This is a genomic window from Domibacillus sp. F004 (genome assembly GCF_057814295.1).
Genome location: NZ_JBVATB010000006.1, coordinates 99,798 through 119,983 on the forward strand (window position 1 = coordinate 99,798; position 20,186 = coordinate 119,983).

The 20,186-nt window shown below is 40.1% G+C and carries 20 protein-coding genes and 2 riboswitches; of the genes, 14 read left to right on the forward strand and 6 right to left on the reverse strand.

The genetic code is table 11. From position 1 onward, the window contains the following. Nucleotides 1–107 precede the first annotated feature (107 nt). A complete protein-coding gene (locus tag ACZYRN_RS14945; protein ID WP_488912421.1) occupies nt 108–1,151 on the forward strand; it encodes an STAS domain-containing protein in 1,044 nt (347 codons plus the stop codon). A gap of 111 nt (nt 1,152–1,262) precedes the next feature. Further along, nucleotides 1,263–2,588 carry a hemolysin family protein gene (locus tag ACZYRN_RS14950; protein WP_488912422.1) on the forward strand — a complete coding sequence of 442 codons (1,326 nt, stop codon included), beginning with the start codon at nt 1,263–1,265 and terminating at the stop codon, nt 2,586–2,588. Between the two features lie 118 nt (nt 2,589–2,706). Here the strand turns inward: ACZYRN_RS14950 and ACZYRN_RS14955 are convergent, their stop codons facing one another. Together ACZYRN_RS14955 and ACZYRN_RS14960 are read right to left on the reverse strand one after the other, a co-directional pair. Next, complete coding sequence (locus tag ACZYRN_RS14955; RefSeq protein WP_488912423.1) at nt 2,707–4,395, reverse strand: methyl-accepting chemotaxis protein; 1,689 nt, start codon at nt 4,393–4,395, stop codon at nt 2,707–2,709. A gap of 198 nt (nt 4,396–4,593) precedes the next feature. Beyond that, nucleotides 4,594–6,774, reverse strand: coding sequence for a GDYXXLXY domain-containing protein (locus ACZYRN_RS14960; protein WP_488912424.1), 2,181 nt, complete (start codon nt 6,772–6,774; stop codon nt 4,594–4,596). 406 nt (nt 6,775–7,180) lie between these two features. Here ACZYRN_RS14960 and ACZYRN_RS14965 point away from each other — a divergent pair, with 406 nt between their 5' ends. From ACZYRN_RS14965 to ACZYRN_RS14990, 6 genes are all read left to right on the forward strand, one after another. Beyond that, nucleotides 7,181–7,357 (forward strand): hypothetical protein, encoded by a 177-nt coding sequence (locus ACZYRN_RS14965; protein WP_429822004.1) that lies wholly within the window; start codon nt 7,181–7,183, stop codon nt 7,355–7,357. 22 nt (nt 7,358–7,379) lie between these two features. Then, on the forward strand, nt 7,380–7,565 hold the full coding sequence (locus ACZYRN_RS14970) for a hypothetical protein (RefSeq protein ID WP_488912425.1): 186 nt from the start codon (nt 7,380–7,382) through the stop codon (nt 7,563–7,565). 20 nt (nt 7,566–7,585) lie between these two features. Continuing rightward, nucleotides 7,586–7,723, forward strand: a complete 138-nt coding sequence (locus ACZYRN_RS14975) for a winged helix-turn-helix domain-containing protein (protein WP_244886863.1) — start codon at nt 7,586–7,588, stop codon at nt 7,721–7,723. Between the two features lie 31 nt (nt 7,724–7,754). Further along, the gene (locus tag ACZYRN_RS14980; protein WP_488912426.1) at nt 7,755–8,084 is read left to right on the forward strand and encodes an IS630 family transposase; all 330 of its coding nucleotides are present in this window, start codon (nt 7,755–7,757) and stop codon (nt 8,082–8,084) included. Nucleotides 8,085–8,086: 2 nt separating this feature from the next. Continuing rightward, nucleotides 8,087–8,383, forward strand: coding sequence for a hypothetical protein (locus ACZYRN_RS14985; protein WP_488912427.1), 297 nt, complete (start codon nt 8,087–8,089; stop codon nt 8,381–8,383). 267 nt (nt 8,384–8,650) lie between these two features. Further along, on the forward strand, nt 8,651–10,585 hold the full coding sequence (locus tag ACZYRN_RS14990) for a primary-amine oxidase (RefSeq protein WP_488912428.1): 1,935 nt from the start codon (nt 8,651–8,653) through the stop codon (nt 10,583–10,585). A 111-nt stretch (nt 10,586–10,696) separates the two neighbouring features. On the opposite strand, the gene ACZYRN_RS14995 is transcribed toward ACZYRN_RS14990, so the two are convergent. Continuing rightward, nucleotides 10,697–12,886: a DNA topoisomerase III gene (locus tag ACZYRN_RS14995; RefSeq protein WP_488912429.1), complete on the reverse strand. Its 2,190-nt coding sequence runs from the start codon at nt 12,884–12,886 to the stop codon at nt 10,697–10,699. Nucleotides 12,887–13,204: 318 nt separating this feature from the next. Here ACZYRN_RS14995 and ACZYRN_RS15000 point away from each other — a divergent pair, with 318 nt between their 5' ends. After that, nucleotides 13,205–13,453 carry a CPCC family cysteine-rich protein gene (locus tag ACZYRN_RS15000; protein ID WP_488912430.1) on the forward strand — a complete coding sequence of 83 codons (249 nt, stop codon included), beginning with the start codon at nt 13,205–13,207 and terminating at the stop codon, nt 13,451–13,453. A 323-nt stretch (nt 13,454–13,776) separates the two neighbouring features. Next, nucleotides 13,777–14,685 (forward strand): homoserine O-acetyltransferase MetA, encoded by a 909-nt coding sequence (gene metA / locus ACZYRN_RS15005; protein WP_488912431.1) that lies wholly within the window; start codon nt 13,777–13,779, stop codon nt 14,683–14,685. A 158-nt stretch (nt 14,686–14,843) separates the two neighbouring features. On the opposite strand, the gene ACZYRN_RS15010 is transcribed toward metA, so the two are convergent. Further along, nucleotides 14,844–15,620, reverse strand: a complete 777-nt coding sequence (locus ACZYRN_RS15010) for a carbon-nitrogen family hydrolase (RefSeq protein WP_488912432.1) — start codon at nt 15,618–15,620, stop codon at nt 14,844–14,846. A gap of 100 nt (nt 15,621–15,720) precedes the next feature. Beyond that, nucleotides 15,721–15,822, forward strand: a riboswitch (SAM riboswitch). Between the two features lie 73 nt (nt 15,823–15,895). On the opposite strand from ACZYRN_RS15010, the gene ACZYRN_RS15015 reads away from it, so the two are divergent. The 4 genes from ACZYRN_RS15015 (at nt 15,896) to pabC (ending at nt 19,257) form a co-directional block, all read left to right on the forward strand. Then, on the forward strand, nt 15,896–16,414 hold the full coding sequence (locus tag ACZYRN_RS15015) for a class I SAM-dependent methyltransferase (protein WP_488912433.1): 519 nt from the start codon (nt 15,896–15,898) through the stop codon (nt 16,412–16,414). Nucleotides 16,415–16,478: 64 nt separating this feature from the next. Then, nucleotides 16,479–17,849 (forward strand): anthranilate synthase component I family protein, encoded by a 1,371-nt coding sequence (locus ACZYRN_RS15020; protein ID WP_488912434.1) that lies wholly within the window; start codon nt 16,479–16,481, stop codon nt 17,847–17,849. Next, nucleotides 17,846–18,436, forward strand: a complete 591-nt coding sequence (pabA, locus tag ACZYRN_RS15025) for an aminodeoxychorismate/anthranilate synthase component II (RefSeq protein ID WP_488912435.1) — start codon at nt 17,846–17,848, stop codon at nt 18,434–18,436. Before ACZYRN_RS15020 ends, pabA begins: the two co-directional genes overlap by 4 nt. Further along, entirely contained in the window at nt 18,421–19,257 is an 837-nt protein-coding gene (pabC, locus tag ACZYRN_RS15030) for an aminodeoxychorismate lyase (protein WP_488912436.1), read from the forward strand. The genes pabA and pabC overlap by 16 nt, the downstream gene beginning before the upstream one ends. Here pabC and ACZYRN_RS15035 read toward each other — a convergent pair. Both ACZYRN_RS15035 and ACZYRN_RS15040 read right to left on the reverse strand, forming a co-directional pair. Further along, nucleotides 19,226–19,561 (reverse strand): general stress protein, encoded by a 336-nt coding sequence (locus tag ACZYRN_RS15035; protein WP_488912437.1) that lies wholly within the window; start codon nt 19,559–19,561, stop codon nt 19,226–19,228. The genes pabC and ACZYRN_RS15035 overlap by 32 nt on opposite strands. 93 nt (nt 19,562–19,654) lie before the next feature. Continuing rightward, the gene (locus ACZYRN_RS15040; protein WP_488912438.1) at nt 19,655–19,837 is read right to left on the reverse strand and encodes a hypothetical protein; all 183 of its coding nucleotides are present in this window, start codon (nt 19,835–19,837) and stop codon (nt 19,655–19,657) included. 142 nt (nt 19,838–19,979) lie between these two features. Then, a riboswitch (cobalamin riboswitch) is annotated at nt 19,980–20,164 on the forward strand. Nucleotides 20,165–20,186 lie beyond the last annotated feature (22 nt).

Below are 20,186 nucleotides of genomic sequence, written 5' to 3' on the forward strand. Positions count from 1 at the left end.
TTTTTCTTATTAGTATATCATTTTGATTAAAAAAACGGAGGGAAAACTGGTGAACAGCAAGTACTCAATGTAAAATAGGTGTTAGAAGGAAGTCAGGAGGGGTTCTTTTGAAAGAAAGAGAATTTAACCAAGAAATAGGGAAGACCAATTTTCATTGGAATTTAGATGAGGGTCTATTTCAATTTGATAATGAGGACGTTGTCTTATTCTGGACAAAGTCAGAACTAAAAACGTTTATTGATACGATTGAAGAAGTGACAGGGACGGAGTCTGTCCGGGTAGTACTTGAAACAGCAGGTTACCGGTCAGGGAAAATTATTAGCAGCTTCTACGCTAGGGGCGGTAAAAGTATGCAAGAAGTGCTTGAGTCATTGCCTGATGTTTACACCGCTACGGGTTGGGGAGCAATGGAATATAAACACCTCTGTTTAGAAGAACGGCGTGTGATACTATCCATTCATAATGACTGGGAAAGCAAAGTTGTCCAAGCGCAAGGAAAGGGAGATCAGCCCGGCACCTTTATTGGCGGTCACTGGGCGGGTATATTAACGGGGCTATTTGGAGAGACAATGTGGTATAAAATTAATGATTACATTCTATCAGAAGCCGGTTCTTATAAAGAAATTGAACTGTATCCATCCCCAATAACACCGACTGAAAACATTTTTGAATATACTCAGTCGCAGGAGCAGCAGAAGATTATGCTGCTTGAAGCGATGGTAGAAAATCGGACAAGGGAACTGAAAACGATCATTCGTGAACTGTCTTCCCCTATTATTCCTGTTCTGGATGATATTCTCGTTACGCCAATTATGGGCAGGTTTGATCAAGAGCGAGCTGATGATTTAATTGAAAAAGTTTTACAGGCTATTGTGGATCGTAAAGCGAAGATCCTTATTTTAGATGTCACAGGTATTAATGCGATGGACTCCCTTATTTTAAGTACACTTGAAAAATTGACACAGTCCATCCAATTAATCGGTGCGGTACCGATGGTGGCAGGTATTTCCCCTGAACTTGGGATGGAGATGGCATCAAAAGGCATTTATTTAAAAGAATTAAAGTGTTTTGCGACCTTGAAACACGCTATTCACTACGCAAATGCGCTTGAGGGAATACATATTATTAAGAAAGAAGATGAATCACTTTAAAAATATGACAAGAGTTTGTTATGATAAATAAAAATAAGGGTATAGAAATACAAGTTATTTTCTGCCCCGGGAGGTGAGGGGAAAAAACGGCTTGTCTGTTTTTTCCACATTTTGATATTAGTCAATTTATTGTTATTTGCCCTGCTCATCGTGCTGACTGGCTTTTTCGTTGCAACGGAATTTGCCATCATTCGCGTGCGTCCGTCACGTATTAATCAGCTCGTTGAAGAAGGGAATAAACGGGCAATTGCAGCACAAAAAGTAACATCCAACCTAGATGAATACTTGTCTGCCTGTCAACTTGGTATTACGATTACGGCACTTGGACTTGGGTGGCTCGGAGAACCGACGGTTGAGAAAATTTTGCATCCAGTGTTTGAACGATTTGAACTGGCGGAATCTGTTTCAAGCGTTTTATCATTTTTCATCGCCTTTGCTCTCGTGACGTTTTTACACGTTGTTGTCGGGGAACTGGCACCGAAAACAGTCGCGATTCAAAAAGCGGAATGGGTCACATTAACATTCTCTCCACTCATCATTGTTTTCGATAAAATCATGTACCCGTTCATTAAAGTGCTGAATGGATCAGCCCGTGGCTTAGTCGGTCTTTTTGGCTTAAAACCGGCATCTGAACACGAAATGGCCCACTCTGAGGAAGAGCTGCGTATTATTTTGTCCGAAAGCTTTAAAAGCGGTGAAATTAATCAGTCTGAATATAAATATGTTGATCGTATTTTTGAATTTGATGAGCGTGTGGCTAAAGAAATTATGGTGCCGCGTACAGATATGATAACGTTATCAAAAGATTTAACATGGGATGAAATTACGTCGATCATTCAAATCGAAAAATATACGCGTTATCCGGTTGATGATGGTGATAAAGATAATATTCTCGGCATGGTTAATATGAAAGAACTATTATCGTATTATTTAAATCGTGACAGCGATCGAAGTCGGCCGCTTGAAGAGTTTGTGAAGCCGGTCATTCGCGTGATTGAAACGATAGCTATTCACGATTTGCTGCTAAAAATGCAAAAAGAGCGCATTCATATGGCCGTCTTAATGGATGAATATGGCGGTACTTCAGGTCTTGTAACTGTTGAAGATATTTTAGAGGAAATTGTCGGTGAAATTCGAGATGAATTTGATGCGGATGAAAAGCCGGAAGTACAAAAACTGGGGGAAAAACATTACCTGCTGAATGCACGTGTGCTGATTTCAGAAGTAAATGATTTGCTTGGTACTCATTTGTCTGATGAAGAAGTCGATACGTTAGGCGGCTGGGCATTAACAGAAAACATTGATGTGAAGCTCGGTGATTCGATTGAACAGGATGGATATGAGTTTATTATCCGTGACGCTGACGGCCATCATATTCATGCCATTGAAGCGAAAAAGACAAAAGCAAAATCGGAAGAACAACCGGTAAATGAATAAAGAAAAAAGAGCTGCGGATGTTTTTGCAGCTCTTTTTTTATGGAATTGTAAATATTTGTATTATGTGTATGTGGATAGTATAAACAATTAATGGTAAAAACCCGCTCATAAAACGTTATTAAACGTTAAATTGTCCGACAATCTCATCCAGTTCCTGAGCGACTTTACTCATTTCAGTAGAGCGATCGGCGACTTCTTCAATAGCTGCAGAGGTTTGCTCAGCAGCGGCTGATACATCAACAGTCGTTACTTCAATGTCACGAATCGATTCGGCCAGGTGTGTAATCAATTCAACGATTCGGTCTGATTTGGCAGCCTCTTCATTGGTTAAAGTCGACACTTCGCTAATTTCTTCGGCTGTTTTTGAGACAGCTGTTAAAATATCTGTAAGCGATTGAGATGTGAATTGAACCGTTTTGTTTCCTTCTTCAACGAGGTTAGTACTTTCAGTCATAGACGAAACAACATGCTGAATATTACCGGTGATATCTTTGACCAATTTTTCAACCTGTAATACTTCTTCATTCGATTGTTCCGCAAGCTTGCGTACCTCTTCGGCGACAACGGCAAATCCTTTACCATGATCACCGGCCCGGGCTGCTTCAATAGAGGCGTTTAGTGCAAGTAAATTCGTTTGTCCAGCAATATTGGCAATGGTGCCAGCGATCCGGTTGATTTTTGCAGTGGATTCATTCAAGTGTTGAATGGTCTGCCCAGTTTCAATAGAAGACGTTCTAATTTTGTTCATATCCCGGCTAATATCATCTACACGGCTGCGGCCTTCCTCTGCTGTTGCTATCGTCCTTTTTGAATTATCAACACTTGTATCTGCTTTTTGTTTCGCAGTTTGAATCAAGCTTGCGAGCTCGTCTAAAATATGGGTGGATTGTTCCGCATTCATCGTGCCATCTGAAATAGAAGATGCGACTTCACTCATGTTAGAAGATACTTGCTGAACAGAGACTTTCATTTCATTTAAAGATTCCGCTGTTTCAAGTGAGTTGCGTGTTAATTGACCGGATGTTGTTTTGAGCGTACCAATCATATGTTTCAAGTTAGCCGCCATGAAGTTTAATGTGCGAGCAAGATCGCCAATTTCATCGTTGCTTTTACTATGTGTGTTTTCAACTGACAAATTGCCATTTGCAATTTCTTTCGCCTGTGTAATAAGCGCCGAAATTGGCTTTGTTTTGCGGCGAATAAGAATAATTGTCACAATGGACGCCACAATCATCGGTATTAAACTAATTAAAATGCCATCTTTCACTACATCCCATGTCCGATCCGCCACAATCGATGCATCAAAATCAATGACGCTGACCGCGACAATTTCATTATCCAAATAGATCGGAGCATAGCCGGATAACCGATCCATGCCGCCATATTCGTAAATTTTTGAGTAGGTCGGATGACCTGTATCTATTAACATATCAATGGCTTCTTGATCGATATAAAAAGAATCGCCAGGTTCAAAGCCTTTTTCTTTTAAATGATCATCAAGTGCTAGCAGTTTTCCATTAAAGTCGACGATATACTGTGTTTCGAATATAGATTTATGTTCTGTCGTCCAATTCAGCTGTGAGCCGACCTTGTCCATCGTTTTCTCATCACCAGATAAAATAGATTCTATATCTTCTGGTTCGATTAAACCTATTGTAATATTAGCGCATCCATATGCTTCAATTCCTGCTGCTTCATATAATTTATCATATGCTGTTTTATACGTAGCAATCGATGTAATGAGAAGCATCGTAATGATAATGCCGATGATAATTGTTCCGAGCTGCCATGTAACTGTTTTTCTCATGTGAATTCCCTCCTGATTGCAAGCGATATCATTTTACAGTTATACCATATAAACAGGGAAGAAAGATACAGAAGATGTGAAGGTTTTGGAAATAAAAAATTGCTCACAGACGTAACAATCATCTGTGAGCAATTTAGAATATTTAATTTATAATATTTAAGAAAGTACAGCATTCCTTCTTAAAAGAGTATAAAATTATTATTCTAACGTTTCCAAAATTGCATCGCCATTTTCGGCAACACGGATGATGGCATGCGTTTTTTCTTCCCACTCGGCACCCGATTTTTCAGGAATAAAGAAATGCTCAATACCGAGTGTCAACGTTTCAGCACGGGCCTTTCCTTTGATCGCTAATGCATCTTTCGTTCCAGTAGGTGTAAAGCTTGATGCTGTATAGACTGGGATGGTTTGCCCTTTATATTCAACCGTTTCGGTTGATTTTTCTAGCAAAACATCTACCTTTCCATTAGGAAGAGAAGGGGTTTCTTTATAATAGTGTTCGCGGTAATTTACCTGGATTTCATAATTCAATTGCACATAATCGCCCTGTAACATTGAACGCGGATCAATCGGCGCAAGTTCAAGTGCGACTATTTCCCCATTTTGAAGGAGTTGCTCTTTTTGCCAAACTGTGAATAATAAGAAACCAGATTGAATAGCGATAACCATTGTAAATGCACTAATACTCCATTTCTTCACATTAACAGGTACAGTCTGTTTTCGTCCCCATACATACCAGATAGCAAAAAAGATTATGCTAATAAGAAAGAATGTAAGTGATTTATGAAGAAGAAGCCAGGCGTATTCATAATATTTCCAAATAATAAATCCGATAAATGCTGCCCAAGCTGCCCACCTGTATAATCTTGTTCCAAGAATCGGACGAAATAAGTGCCAGCAAATATAAATGAGAAAGAGGACATGAAGTAATAAGGAGTCCCAGCCATCTTCTGTTAAGGAATAAAGCATAAATGCAATTGACAGCCAAAAAGCGGCAATTCCGATCGGGTGCTTCTTTAAGATGAAAAATGCACAGGCATTCAAAACACCGGCTGTGAATAAAATCCATGTACTTATTGAAAAATCTACACCATTGTCTATGAGCAGATGGATGATCCCGTATAAAAGAGCACCGTTAGCGGAAAGATAGTATAAAATAGCTTCTTTTTTCTTAAATAAAAGAACAGTCAGTACGATAAATGGTAGTAAGATTAAAAATGCTGGCCACGTTGCTTCCCACTCGGATACAACAAACAAGAAAGCAAAGACAAGTCCAGTAATTTGCAATGTTATCCGAACAACAAGCCAAGAGTCTTTTCGAACAGCGAGCCCTGCTCCAATACAAAGAACAGCAAGAAGCAGAAAGCTGTTTGACATATCGCCGCTAAAACCAAAGATCAGCGCAATAAAAGAACTGAGGGATGAAACAGCAATAATGGTCCCGATAAATGCGAGAACACCGGTTAATAACGATATGGTATAGCGAACCCATTTCCGGTCACCCGTTTCAGAAGCTGTTTTCAGTTTTCTTAACACGAAAATACTAAAGGCGAACAGGATAAATAACATAGGAAATCCAGCGTAAAAAATGTATTCTCCCATAATGCTGAACCATATATAAAAGACATTCCAGACGATATAGAGGCCAAAAAATAACAGATGGATGGCAAGCTCAAACGGGTGCTGTTTGCGTGCTTTCATAAAGGCTTTCCAGAAAAAAATGATAAACACAATGTATAGCAAGTGAAGCAGCATAAAGATAAAGGTGTATTCCACATCATCTGTAAATAAGTCATAAACAGCATGTGAAATGAGTAAATAAAGTGCACAATATTGCGCTGCAATAAGTGATAAAAAAGACAACTTTTGTTCATGCAATTTTAACCAAAAAAAGTAAATTCCGATATGCAGCGCGATCAAGCCGGTATACAGAAGGAGCTGCTCGCCTGTTGTATATGTCATAAACGTTCCGGTGGGATATAATTTCATCCAAATGGTCAATTCAAATAATAAGAAAGCCAGCCAGTAAAGCGGACGATAGCGTGTAAGTAACGCTAAAATGACAGTTGGGATGAGTGTAACAAAGAAAAGTACATACGAATCTGCATGTGAATTGTACATCTGTCCGACAAGCGCAACGGCCACAGCGAATGCAATAACTGATAGAAACAACCACCAGTTTCCAAGGTAAGAAAATGTTTTGCTTCGTCTGTAAATAAGTGCTGCACCAGCACAAAAAAGTAGTATAGCAAGGCTTAAGCCGCCTTTCACCGCACGATCAAATTCCGGCCAGTTCGAGGCGAAAAAATAGACGACAGATGTAATGAAGAAAATAAGACCGAGTAAATAGGGAATATCTCCTCGCTTTTGCGCAATCATCAGAAAAACCTCCATTCATGTTGTGTAAATTATACTACAAATAATCTCAATAAATCCTTTTCTCTGTACTTCACTTCCCGTTTTAATCTATGTTATAACACTTGTCCTTTTTCATTATATTATTTCAGGATAATAATATGGTGTAATAAGCGAAAGCAACAAGCAGAAAGGAATGTTAGAATGAGTAAAACAGTTGTACTTGCAGAAAAGCCATCTGTTGCCTGTGACATCGCCCGAGTCCTCGGATGCAGCAAAAAAGGGAATGGGTTTTTAGATAGAAGCAAAATTGATATCTAACATATTATATAAATCAAACTTAATCCTTCGGCGTGTTTAGGCAGCCTACTTCTTTGTCCATACTGCTCCTAAAAGAACGGACAAAGGAGCGAGGAAAATGTGAAAAGGATTGACGATTACTAATGACCACGGCTGGACACTGGAACAGCTGAAAGCCTATGAAAAAAAGATAAAAAAGGCTTCTATGGTCAAGCGGGTGACTATGATCCTACTTATTATGGAGGGCTATTATGCGATGGAAATCTCCAAGCTGCTGCATGTCCACCAGGATACGATTTCCACCTAAGTCAAAAAATTCAATCAGGGGGGTGAAGGCGCTGCTTCACCGCGGATCCTCACCGGGAAAACCTCCTCTATTGTCGCCGGATCAAGAAGCTGAAGTAAAACGGATGATCGAGCACAGCACACCGGCTGAAGAAGGCCACGGCTGTGAATCCAGCTGGGATACACGTATTTTGAAACATGTCTTGGACGAAAATACTCTATTGCGATGACCCGTATGGGAATTGGCAAGATGCTGAAACGCTGGGGATTCAGCTACACACGTCCGACGTATATGTTAAAACGCGCGAACGGCAAGAAACAGGAAGCTTTTCAAAAAGAGCTGGCCATGATAAAAAAACGCGTCAGACAAGTTAGTCTTTTTATATGAAGATGAAAGCCATATCCGCGATTAACAGGCTTTGCGCTCCACGTGGAGTCCCAAAGGAAAACAAAAACAGATTCCGACTTACGGCCACCATGCGTCTGTCAGCTTGTTTGGCTGTGTGAACGTTCAAAATGGCGAATTCTTGTGTATGGAGAAAGAACAGTGCAATGCGCAGACGTTTTTGGCATTTCTCCGTTATATTGTAGGGATGCATAAAGACCGGCATATCGTCATGATCCTAGATAATGCCCGGATTTTATCATGCCAAACTCTTGAAACCTTTTTAGAAGCGAATGAATACCGTCTCACGCTGCTTTTCCTGCCGCCGTACTCGCCACAGCTCAATGCCGTGGAGCGTATTTGAGGGTGGCTGAAAGGAAGCGTGATCGTCAATCGGTTCCACGCCACCCAAAAAGAGATCCGCGCATCGATCCGTTCATTTATGGAATATCTGGACACATGCCCGGAGAAGGTACTTCAGCGAATTGGATCGTTAGCCATGTTGAAAAATTGAGTTGTACTTATATATTTACTATTCCTATTTTGGAAAGAGGGGGAAGAATAGATAGAATTGTCTTTGATGATGATTTTTATGTTCTTATTTGGCTAATTGGAGCTGTGATACTATTTAAGGTTCTGATGCGAATAATTGGAGAAATATAAAAAGGCGAAAAGTTTCTTAGTAGAATCTGGTCTTAAGCAGCAAATCCAAATAGTTGATGGATGAACTTCACTTGATTTTGGAAAGAATGGCTAGGTTAGAAAATAGCAAAAGTTGTGGGGTTTTTTCGGACTTTTTGTATAAATTTCTCATAATTGGTTAAACTGTTACTGACGAGAGTTTCCTACTACTTGGTAGTGCCAATGAATTGAACCTTAAAGTCACTTGAAAAGTCAGCATTGTTTTGTAAATAAAAGGGAGGATATTACATGAGCAATCAAGAACCATTGAAGCAAGTGGGGCATCCATTAGAGCCTCTTACAACCGGTGAAATTATAAAAGCGGTTGCTATTGCAAGAAAAGAAAAAGGACTAACGGATGCAGCTCGATTTGAGCAAGTTGGTTTGTATGAGCCTGAAAAATCAGTTGTGTTAAACTTCAAAGAAGGCGACCCAATTGTACGTGAAGCTTTCATGATCGTTTTAGACACAGCAGATAGCCAAACGTATGAAGGTGTTATCTCTCTTACAGATGAAAAAGTTATTTCATGGACACATGTTCCAGGCGTTCAACCTTCATTCCTTTTTGAAGAATATGCTGAACTTGAGGAAACGGTGAAAAAAAATCCTGAATTCCATAAAGCGCTTGAAAAACGCGGCATTACGGATCCAAGTCTGGTTATGGTTGATCCTTGGTCTGTTGGATACTTTGGTGTTGAAGAAGATGAAGGAAAAAGACTTGCTCGTGCACTTTGCTTTGTGAAAAAAAATGAAGGCGATAATGCATATGCTTATCCTCTTACAGGTTTATTGCCAGTCGTCGACTTAAGTACGATGAAAGTTGTCAGAATCGAAGACTCTGGAGTAAAACCGATTGCGCCTATGGATGCAGAATATAAACCTGAACGAACTGATAAAATCCAAGTACGGACAGATTTAAAACCGTTAGAAATTACACAACCAGAAGGCCCAAGCTATGAAATTAATGGTCATAACATTAAATGGCAAAAGTGGGATATCCGAATTGGTTACACAGCTCGAGAAGGACTCGTTCTTCATACGGTAGATTATGAAGACAAAGGAGTAAAACGCCCAATCCTCTACCGTGCAGCTTTATCAGAAATGGTTGTACCTTACGGGGATAATAGTCCAGCGCATGACTGGCAATGTGCGTTTGATGCTGGTGAATACGGAATTGGTCAATTAGCCAACTCATTGGAACGCGGTTGTGACTGTGTTGGTCATATCGACTATTTCGATGCGGTTATGGCCACGGGTAATGGTGATATCCATAGAATTCCTAATGCGATCTGTCTCCATGAAGAAGATCACGGAATTGCATGGAAACATACAGATTGGAGAACAGAAGATGTAGAAGTACGCCGTTCACGTCGTTTAGTAATTTCATTCTTTACGACAGTAGCAAACTATGACTACGGATTCTTCTGGTACTTCTATACAGACGGTAAAATTGAACATGAAGCAAAATTAACAGGAATCTTGAATATTGGTGTGCTTGAGGAAGGTGAAATACCAAAGTATGGATCACTGGTTGCACCACAAATCAGTGCGCCGATTCACCAACATATCTTTAATTACCGTATTGATATAAATGTCGATGGACAACAGAACTCTGTTCAAGAATTGAACACAGTAGCGTCGCCGCCAAATTTCCAAACCAATCGCTATTTAAATTCATTCCATGCTGAAACGACAACATTCAAAACAGAACTAGAAGCTCAACGAAGAATGAATCTTGAAACAGCAAGAATATGGAAAATCATTAACCCTAATAAGAAAAACTTTGTAGGTGAGCCAGTAGGTTTTGAACTTGTACCTGGTGAAAATGCGTCTCCATTCTTACATGAAGAATCAAGTATCGTGAAACGTGCTGGATTCATTAGAAACCATTTACACGTTACGAAATTTGATCGTGATCAAATGTATGCTTCTGGAAAATATCCGAACCAAAATAAAGGCGGAGATACTCTAGAACATTGGGTAAAAGAGAACCGTAATATTGAAAACGAAGATATTGTTGTTTGGTATAATATGGCCGTTCATCATATTGTGCGTCCTGAGGATTGGCCAGTAATGCCAACTCACTATATCGGATTCATGTTGAAACCGCATGGTTTCTATGATGGAAATCCAGCGTTGGATCTTCCACGTCCAGCAGCAATCAAAGGCACTAGCTGCCATTAATAACTAAAAGTTGATTGAAAAGGGGAATTGGCATTAATTCCCCTTTTCGCCTTTCATAACTAAAAGCAATTAACCCCTTGAATGTTATTAATTCGAAGGGGTTAATTTTAATTAATCAAATTTCAATCCTTTTAATGCTTCTGCTAGTGCATTGTTTAAAGGCTCTTCTTGTTTCTCTTGTTGTTTTAAATATTTCTGTACAGAACGTTTATCCACTTTTCCGCCAGATTCTTTCTTACGTCTTGCTTCAAAGGCAGATAATTTCTCGCGATATCCACATTTACATGCGAAAATTTGACCTGCACCTTCACCGCGAAGTTCCATTTTCTTTTTGCATTGAGGGCAGCGAGCGTTTGTGATGCGTGCGACATTTTTGCGGTGACCACATTCACGATCTTGGCATACAAGCATTTTGCCTTTTTTTCCGTTTACTTCAAGCATTGGTTTTCCACAGTCCGGACAAGATTTCGTTGAAATATTGTCATGTTTGTATTTTTTATCACTTGCTTTAATGTCAGCAACGATTTTTTTTGTATAATTTTTCATTTCAGAAATAAATACTTCTTTTTTCAGTTTGCCATTTGCAATAGCTTCAAGCTTTTGCTCCCATTTAGCCGTTAACATAGGGGATTTTAATTCTTCTGGAACTAGATCAAGTAGCTGACGCCCTTTTGACGTAATGTGAATATCTTTACCACGTTTTTCAATTAAGAACGAGTTGAATAACTTTTCAATAATGTCAGCGCGAGTTGCCACAGTACCCAAGCCGCCAGTTGATTTTAAAGTGGCTGCAAGTTGTTTGTTCTGTGTATCCATGTATTTTGTAGGGTTTTCCATTGCCGAAAGTAATGTCGCCTCATTAAAGCGTGCAGGAGGCTTTGTTTGACCTGAGGTTTGCACAATTAATTTTATATCTAATTTATCACCTTGTTCGATGCGAGGTAAAATTTGTTCTTTTAAGTCATTTTCTGCATCGTCATCCTCAAATCGATTTTCATATGCTTCTTTCCAGCCATTCGATAAAATGGTTTTCCCTCTAGCAACAAAGTTCTCATTGCCGACTTTCGCACGAAGCGTTAATTGCTCGTATTCAAACGCTGGGAGTAACACGGCTAAAAACCGTTTAACAACTAAATCATAAATTTTGCGCTCTTTATCTGTAAAAGCTGAAAAATTTACATAATCTTCTGTTGGGATAATAGCGTGATGATCTGACACTTTACTGTCATCGACAAATGATTTAGAAGCTTTTATAGGCTTGTTTAAGATCTTGTTAGTTAAAGAACGATATTCCCCGGCTCCACAAGCTTTAAGACGCTCTGGAAGCGTTCCTACAATATCTGAAGAGATATAGCGTGAATCTGTACGAGGATACGTTAATACTTTATGCTGCTCATACAGTTTTTGCATGATATTTAACGTTTCTTTTGCAGAGTAACCAAAAATCTTATTCGCATCACGTTGTAGTTCTGTTAAATCATAAAGGTTAGGTGCAAATGATTTTTTATTTTTTTTGTCAATTTCTATAACTACCGCATCGATATTTCCAAGCTTTTTTACAATGGTATCGACTTTTTCTTTTTCGAAACTGCGGCTATTGCCTTTTGCGTCTTGCCACGTCAGCTTTAAATTATCTGATGTCTGTGCTTCAATGCCATAATAAGTTTGTGCTTTAAAATGTTTAATTTCTTCTTCACGCTGTGCAATAATCGCAACTGTTGGTGTCTGTACACGTCCACAGTTTAACTGCGCGTTAAAACGCGTTGTTAGAGCACGTGTTGCGTTTAATCCGATATACCAGTCAGCTTCAGATCGTGCCACGGCTGATGAATATAAATTTTCATAGGCTTTTCCGGGTTTCAGGTTTGCGAAGCCATCTTTTATTGCCTTATTAGTTACAGATGAGATCCATAAACGCTTAATCGGTTTATTTACTTTTGCTTTTTCAATAATCCAGCGTGCGACTAATTCTCCCTCTCTCCCTGCATCAGTAGCCACAATTATTTCGTTTACATCACTTCTAATGAGTTGACTTTTAACGGAATTAAATTGTTTTCCAGTTTGCTTCATTACAACTAATTTCATGCGCTCGGGAAGCATTGGAAGATCTTCTAAATTCCATGTTTTGTATTTATTATCGTAAGCCTCTGGATCTGCCAGCGTTACTAAATGTCCTAATGCCCACGTAACGATGTATTTATCGCCTTCTAAAAATCCATTGCCTTTTTTCGTACACTTCAATACATTTGCGATATCACGTGCAACCGAGGGTTTCTCAGCGATTACTACACTTTTTGCCATTTATTCGAACTCCTTTACTGACTTTGTACCGTCTAATATACCATAGTTTTAAGTTGGAAAATGTGCAGATGCTTGCTATTTAGCAGACATAATAGACATCGCGCGTTTGAGAATTTCAACTTCTTGTTTTAAACGTTTATTTTCTTTATGAATTTCACTAAATTTTTTAGAAGTAGATGAACCAATTAACACAGCACTTGCCCATGCATTAAAAAATGGCTGTGTTAAAGAGTGCGGTTGTTTTTTGTTCAACTAATAGAGTAGGTTAATTTGTTAATTAATAGTAAAATTAACCGAAAGTAATTTTTGGGGGATTATATGAAATACACATGCCCATGCTGTGGTTATAAAACATTAGATGAAGAACCACCAGGCACATTCGATATTTGTAGTATTTGTTTTTGGGAAGATGATGACATTCAATTTGATGACCCAGATTATCAAGGTGGAGCAAATGAAAAATCTTTGAGGCAATATCAAAAAGCTTTTCTTATGAGACATGTGAATCGACAACCAACAAACAGAGATAAACGGGACTCTAATTGGAGACCACTTCCCAAAAAGTAACTTATTTTCTTTTGGAGAAATATCAACCCTGATGTTTAACAGAGCCTAAAAATTTAAAATTATAAAGAGCAACAACTACTCCTTGTTATTCTCAAAAAATAATAACAAGGAGTGGTTGTTTTTTTTCTTGAAAGATGACTATAATTATTACATTGTCTGCTAGCTGGGAGCTATCGGTTCGAGGCTTTCGCGATGGGAGTAACGAAGATGATACAATAAAAATAATATGCTTTTAGCCGTCGTACCATTTGAGCGAGTGTTTTTCAATGAATGAGTGTCCTCGGCTTTTAATTAGTGAAAATACAAATCAGGGGGGAAACTAAATGCCAATTAACATACCATATCAGCTGCCGGCACGTGAGGTTCTTGAAAAAGAAAATATTTTCATTATGGACGTGGATCGTGCTCAGATGCAGGATATCCGCCCGCTCAATATACTCATTTTGAACTTAATGCCAGAAAAAGAAAAAACGGAAGCTCATTTGCTGCGATTGCTTGGAAATACGCCTTTGCAAGTAAATGTTTCGTTTTTATATACAGCGACATACGAAGCGAAAAATGTAAGTAAGTCACATCTTGAGCAATTTTATACTACACTGGAAGAAGTGAAAAGCCGCCGCTATGATGGACTCATTATTACGGGTGCACCGATCGAGCTGATGGATTTTGAAAAGGTTAACTATTGGCAGGAATTACAGGAAATTATGAATTGGGCAAAAACAAATGTCACATCGACGCTGCATATTTGCTGGGGAGCTCAGGCCGCGCTGTATCATCATTATGGTATTAACAAATTTGAGCTGCCAGGTAAATGTTTTGGAATATATAAACATACAATTACGGATCCAACTATTAAATTGTTACGTGGTTTTGATGACGAATTTTACTCACCAGTATCGCGCTACACAGATGTGAGTCAAGAAGCAATCGAAGCACATGAAGACTTGATTATGCTCGCGTCGTCACCAGAAGCTGGCCCGCTTCTTATGATGTCAAGAGATGCACGTAATATTATGATCACGGGTCATTTGGAGTATGACGCAACTACACTTGCGGAAGAATATGAGAGAGACTGTGCAAAAGGTATTGATATTGCTATGCCGGAAAACTACTTTCCAGATAACGACGTCTCAAAACGTCCACCAAACAAATGGCGCTCGCATGCGCATTTGCTCTACTACAACTGGCTTAACTACTACGTCTATCAGGAGACACCATACGAGTGGAAATGAAAGGGTAAGACTCGAAAACCTGTCCATAGCTGATGGTCAGGTTTTTTTGAAGCAAGTGGTTAAAATATTGCTGTAGTAACTGCAAATGCTAAAAATGATGACAAATGATCATGAATCAATTATAAAGCGCCGCCTATCCAGATAGGGGCGCTTTATAATTAATAAAATGACTCAAGTCTATCTTCGAATACCGGAATGCGGCTTCGGATTTCGTCAATAACATCAAAGTCAATTTCACCAATTAGCATTTCTTCCTCTTCACCGGCTTCCGCAATTACTTCTCCCCATGGCCCAATGATGATCGAATGCCCTGCGAACTGATTATCTGGATCAGAGCCTGCACGGTTGCATGCAATGACATACGCCTGGTTTTCAATTGCTCGGGCAATTAATAGTGTGCGCCAATGATCAACCCGGGCAAGCGGCCACTCTGCTGGTACGAACAGCACACGTGCACCGTTTAATACATGTTTTCGAAACCATTCTGGAAACCGAATGTCGTAACAAATAAATCCAGCCATTTTTTCGCCTTCCAGTTCAAACAGTCCATCCGTATTACCCGCAGCCAAATATTTCTCCTCGTTCATCAGCCGGAACAAATGTAGTTTGCTATACTCTTTTATGACCTCGCCGTGACGATTCACGATGACCATCGTATTTTTTACACCATCCTCTGTTTCGTTTGCAACCGATCCGCCAACGATGTGCATGTTGTATTTTTTGGCTGTGCTAGATAAAAACGCTTTTGTCCGTGTAGCGTTGGCATCAGCGATCTCATCCAGCCGTTGTAAATCATAACCAGTCGTCCACAATTCGGGTAAGAGCGCGATATTACATCCTGCTTCATGTGCTTTTTTCAAAAAGTCTGCCGCCCGTTCATAATTCAATTCAGGATTACCGAATGCGATGTCTATCTGTAAACAAGCTATTTTCATTTCCCCAGCCTCCGCTTCTTTTTTGGAAATTGTATCATGGTTGACAGAGAAAATGAAACGTGCCATAATCCTTCTTATCATAAAATAAATAATTGAATACATCTTATCAAGAGCAGGTGGAGGGACAAGCCCGATGATACCCGGCAACCGACCTATTTTAGGCACGGTGCTAAATCTTGCAGTTGCGGCTGAGAGATAAGAGGATTAAATAGAAACATAACCCTCTTCCATATTCTCAGGAAGAGGGATTTTTATATTAAAAGGGAGGGCTGGCCATGGCAGTCGCAGAAAAAACAAAACAGAAAAAAGAGTTGAAAATTACAGCAGGAAATTTATATGAAACCATCCAACCGCAACAAGGAGAGCGAATTATGGTCGTCGGCGGCTCAGAAACATTAGCAGCGTGCTGTTCGGATGCTGGCGCGATTGTACTGCCCGTGGTAGTTTTTTCACAAATAAAGAAAGATAAGTTTGATACAGTTGCAGCTCCGCTGTCGATTCATAAATATGCAGAAGGAGCCCGGTGGACAGCACAAGCATACGATGTGCTTAGGGAAGGCGGCCGTTTCGTCGTTGATTTCGCTGAAGCATCGTCACTTTCACATACTTCCGAGTTTCCTTATATGGAGACACTCTCAGGTTACTGGGAACGATTAAAAGAAGCTGGCTTCACAACGATTTTATTCCAGCAGCTGACGGCTCAGAATGCACGTGAAGCTATTTTAAAAGGCTGGACAGAACTCGTATCATCGGAATTCCCGGTTACCGTTAATCGTTTCATTGCTGTAAAATGATGATTTCCAAACAAGCGCTGCCTGTATTATGATGAAGATAGAACATTGTGAAAGGTGGCACCACGTGAATATTTTTTACCGTAAAACAAACTACAATAAAAATCAGTTTTTTACTCAATATACAGCATTAACGAAAAATGAAATGTATCATGCCTTGCTCGAAAGCGGGCGAGGGGGGCGCTATAGCTTTGCGGGAATGAAACCAACAGCTATTGCGACGTCAACAGCTGAAGGACTGCTTGTGCAGGAAAAAGGGCAAGAAAAGCTGTTGAAGGGGAACCCGCTTCATAGGTTGACCCAGCTTTTAAATGAGCGAAGCATATCGAAACGGGACGATCTACCAGACTTTCAAGGCGGTGCGATTGGCTGGATCAGTTACGATTATGTCCGGTTCATTGAGACACTTCCTCGAATAGCGAAGCAAGACATTGATCTTCCAGAGATCCAGTTTTTACTGTTTGATGAATGGGCGGCGTTTGATCATGAAACGAATGAATTATTCGTCATGAAAATGGGTCAAACGGAAGAGGGCCTGGATGAATTGTTCGCTAGTTGGCTAGACTTGGCTGAACCTGTCCATTGGCCGCCTGCCAAATCGCAAAGCCATACGGACGTATCGTTCCCAGAAGAGCTGTTTAAACAGGCTGTCGAGCAAGTGCGTGAATACATTGCAGCAGGAGATGTATTCCAAGTCAATTTATCGGTACGTCGGTCGAAAACACTCGATGTGCCTCCGCTTGCGGTTTATGCGAAATTGCGTGAATTGAATCCATCGCCGTATATGGCGTACGTTCAAACACCTGATTTTCAAATTGTATCCGGGTCCCCGGAACTGCTTGTGAAGAAAAATGGTACCAGCCTTTCGACACGTCCGATTGCCGGAACGCGTTCTCGCGGAAAAGACGATAGGGAAGACGAGCAGCTTGCAGCAGAATTAATCAACAATGAAAAAGAGCGGGCGGAACATGTGATGCTTGTCGATTTAGAACGCAATGATCTTGGCCGCGTGTCCCGATATGGAACGGTTGAAGTCAATGAATTCATGGTCATTGAAAAATATTCACATGTGATGCACATCGTGTCAAACGTACGCGGGGAACTCGTTGAAGGGAAAACGAATGCGGATGTTATCGATGCAGTATTTCCTGGAGGCACAATTACTGGTGCGCCTAAAGTAAGAACGATGGAAATTATTGAAGAGCTTGAACCCGTACAGCGAGGCATTTATACAGGATCGATTGGCTGGATTAGCTACAACGGCGACATGGAGCTGAATATTGTCATCCGGACGATGCTTGCAGCCAAAGGATATGGCTATGTGCAGGCTGGAGCCGGCATTGTCATTGATTCTAAACCAGAATATGAGTATAAAGAGTCGCTTAAAAAAGCAGCTGCAATGTTAAAAGCGATGGAAATGGCGGAGGATACGCAATGATTTTTATGATCGATAACTACGACTCATTTACATACAATCTTGTACAATATTTAGGTGAACTTGGCCATGAACTTGTTGTGCGCCGCAATGATCAAGTGACAACCGATCAAATTGCCGAGATGAGTCCCGATTTTGTGATGATATCCCCCGGCCCATGCACGCCAGACGAGGCGGGCATTAGCATGGAAGCGGTCGTGAAATTCGCCGGAAAGATTCCATTATTTGGCGTATGTCTTGGTCAGCAGTCGATTGCGCAGGCGCTCGGCGGTGATGTCATTCGTGCGGAACGGCTTATGCATGGGAAAACGTCTCTTGTTTTCCATGATGGAAAAACTATATTCGAAAATTTACCAAACCCCTTTAGGGCGACACGTTATCATTCGCTTATTGTCAAAAAAGAAACGCTGCCTGACTGCTTCGAGGTATCTGCTTGGACAGAAGAAGGAGAAATCATGGCGCTCCGTCATAAAGAATTTGCCATCGAATCGGTTCAATTTCATCCTGAATCAATCATGACCGAATACGGGAAAGAGATGCTGCAAAATTTTATAGCTACCTATGGAGGCATGCTATGTACACGTACGTAAATGGGGAAATCATCAAAAATGAAGAGGTCCGTATTTCCCCATTTGATCATGGATTTTTATACGGAATTGGCGTTTTTGAAACGTTTCGCATATATAATGGCAGGCCATTTTTATTAGATGAGCATCTTTTCCGTCTAAATGAAAGTTTGATAGAATTAAATATTGACCTGCAATTAAATCGAAGTGATATTGAAAAAATGTTAAGAAGACTTTTTGAAGCTAATGGATGGGAAAATGCCTATATTCGTTTAAACGTTTCGGCTGGGAATGGTGAAATTGGATTGCAAACAGCATTGTATCAAAATCCGAATGTGATCGTCTTTCAAAAACCACTCCATAATGTAGAAACACTCACGGAAAAAAAAGGGGAATGGTTAACGCTGCGTCGGAACAGCCCAGAAGGCCATTATCGGCTAAAATCGCACCATTATTTAAATAATGTCTTTGGCAAACGTGAAGTTGGAAATGATCCTAAAGTTGAAGGGATATTTTTGACAGGGAATGGTCATGTGGCAGAAGGCATTGTTTCTAATATTTTTTGGACACAACAAAATACGCTTTATACGCCCGCACTTGAAACCGGTATTTTAGCAGGAATAACGCGGCAGTTCATCATGAAAATCGCACAAGAAGCCGGAATGAATATAGAAGAAGGATTGTATCGTCCGGAAGAGGTGTATGCAGCAGATGAAGCATTTGTCACAAATTCTATTCAAGAAATTGTGCCGCTTTCTTCACTGGGAAACAGGGTGTTTCCAGGTGCAGAAGGAGCGGCAGCAAATGCCTTGTTTATACAGTACCGGGAGGCTGTTCGTCTGTGACGAGCAGCACTTTTTCTTTTGCAAGCCCTTCGTGATATTTCTCTGCGTCTTCTTCGGATAAACCAAATTCGATTAATGAATCTTTCACCGGTTTTTCTCGTGAAAACATCGATTTTATCTTCTCTGCCAATGAAGGGCCAGCTGTTTCAACGCTTGCTTCTGTCCAATTTTGGATCGTTAAATAAAAATCCGCATCTTTTGTAAGAGCGGTTATTTTCGCCGGATTGAAACCTTTCACTTTCAAATCTTCTATTTTTCGAATGACATCAATTTCGCTTTCGAATAACCCAATGACCCGTTTCATTTTGTTTCCTCCTGTAAAAAAGTCATGTTCTCTTCTTTTTCCACAACAGAGCCTCTAAATAAAAACCCTGTCTATAACAGACAGGGAGTCACATTACAATTTTTGTTCAGGTGATGATGAATGATGGCCGATCAAATAGCTATCATTATCATTGCCCGGAAACTTATCAATTCGGTTCGAGTCACTGGTATCAAATGAGCCACGGAGAAAATAAACGAAAAAGAAACCAACGACCATAATAATAAGAAAAAGGATAATGACTGTTAAGGGTCCCATTATAAATGCCTCCATCCTTTGCAATATATTAGCCTATACCACTATTCCCTACAGACTAAACATATACTTCCTTTTAAAACAGAATTTTCTGAAATTATGACCGATCTCTTTTTTCGTGTATAATGAGCTTTAATAGAAAACATACATATAAACGTATCCAGGTGAACCCGCAAATAGCGGTTTCTTAAAAGGGAAGCTGGTGAAATTCCAGCGCGGTCCCGCCACTGTAAATGGGAGCAAAAAACAAGATGCCACTGTGAAACACACGGGAAGGCGTTTTTTGCGATGAACATAAGCCAGGAGACCTGCCATGGAACGATGCACCGACAACCTGCGCGGATAGGTGGTG

Excerpts from the sequence above, each read along its gene's own strand:
- ACZYRN_RS14975 (WP_244886863.1), top strand. The coding sequence starts at position 7,586 with ATGCTGAAACGCTGGGGATTCAGCTACACACGTCCGACGTATATGTTA.
- ACZYRN_RS15015 (WP_488912433.1), top strand. The coding sequence starts at position 15,896 with ATGGCAGTCGCAGAAAAAACAAAACAGAAAAAAGAGTTGAAAATTACA.
- ACZYRN_RS14990 (WP_488912428.1), top strand. The coding sequence starts at position 8,651 with ATGAGCAATCAAGAACCATTGAAGCAAGTGGGGCATCCATTAGAGCCT.
- ACZYRN_RS15010 (WP_488912432.1), bottom strand. The coding sequence starts at position 15,620 with ATGAAAATAGCTTGTTTACAGATAGACATCGCATTCGGTAATCCTGAA.
- pabC (WP_488912436.1), top strand. The coding sequence starts at position 18,421 with ATGTACACGTACGTAAATGGGGAAATCATCAAAAATGAAGAGGTCCGT.
- pabA (WP_488912435.1), top strand. The coding sequence starts at position 17,846 with ATGATTTTTATGATCGATAACTACGACTCATTTACATACAATCTTGTA.
- ACZYRN_RS15040 (WP_488912438.1), bottom strand. The coding sequence starts at position 19,837 with ATGGGACCCTTAACAGTCATTATCCTTTTTCTTATTATTATGGTCGTT.
- ACZYRN_RS15035 (WP_488912437.1), bottom strand. The coding sequence starts at position 19,561 with ATGAAACGGGTCATTGGGTTATTCGAAAGCGAAATTGATGTCATTCGA.
- ACZYRN_RS14995 (WP_488912429.1), bottom strand. The coding sequence starts at position 12,886 with ATGGCAAAAAGTGTAGTAATCGCTGAGAAACCCTCGGTTGCACGTGAT.
- ACZYRN_RS14960 (WP_488912424.1), bottom strand. The coding sequence starts at position 6,774 with ATGATTGCGCAAAAGCGAGGAGATATTCCCTATTTACTCGGTCTTATT.
- ACZYRN_RS15000 (WP_488912430.1), top strand. The coding sequence starts at position 13,205 with ATGAAATACACATGCCCATGCTGTGGTTATAAAACATTAGATGAAGAA.
- metA (WP_488912431.1), top strand. The coding sequence starts at position 13,777 with ATGCCAATTAACATACCATATCAGCTGCCGGCACGTGAGGTTCTTGAA.
- ACZYRN_RS14955 (WP_488912423.1), bottom strand. The coding sequence starts at position 4,395 with ATGAGAAAAACAGTTACATGGCAGCTCGGAACAATTATCATCGGCATT.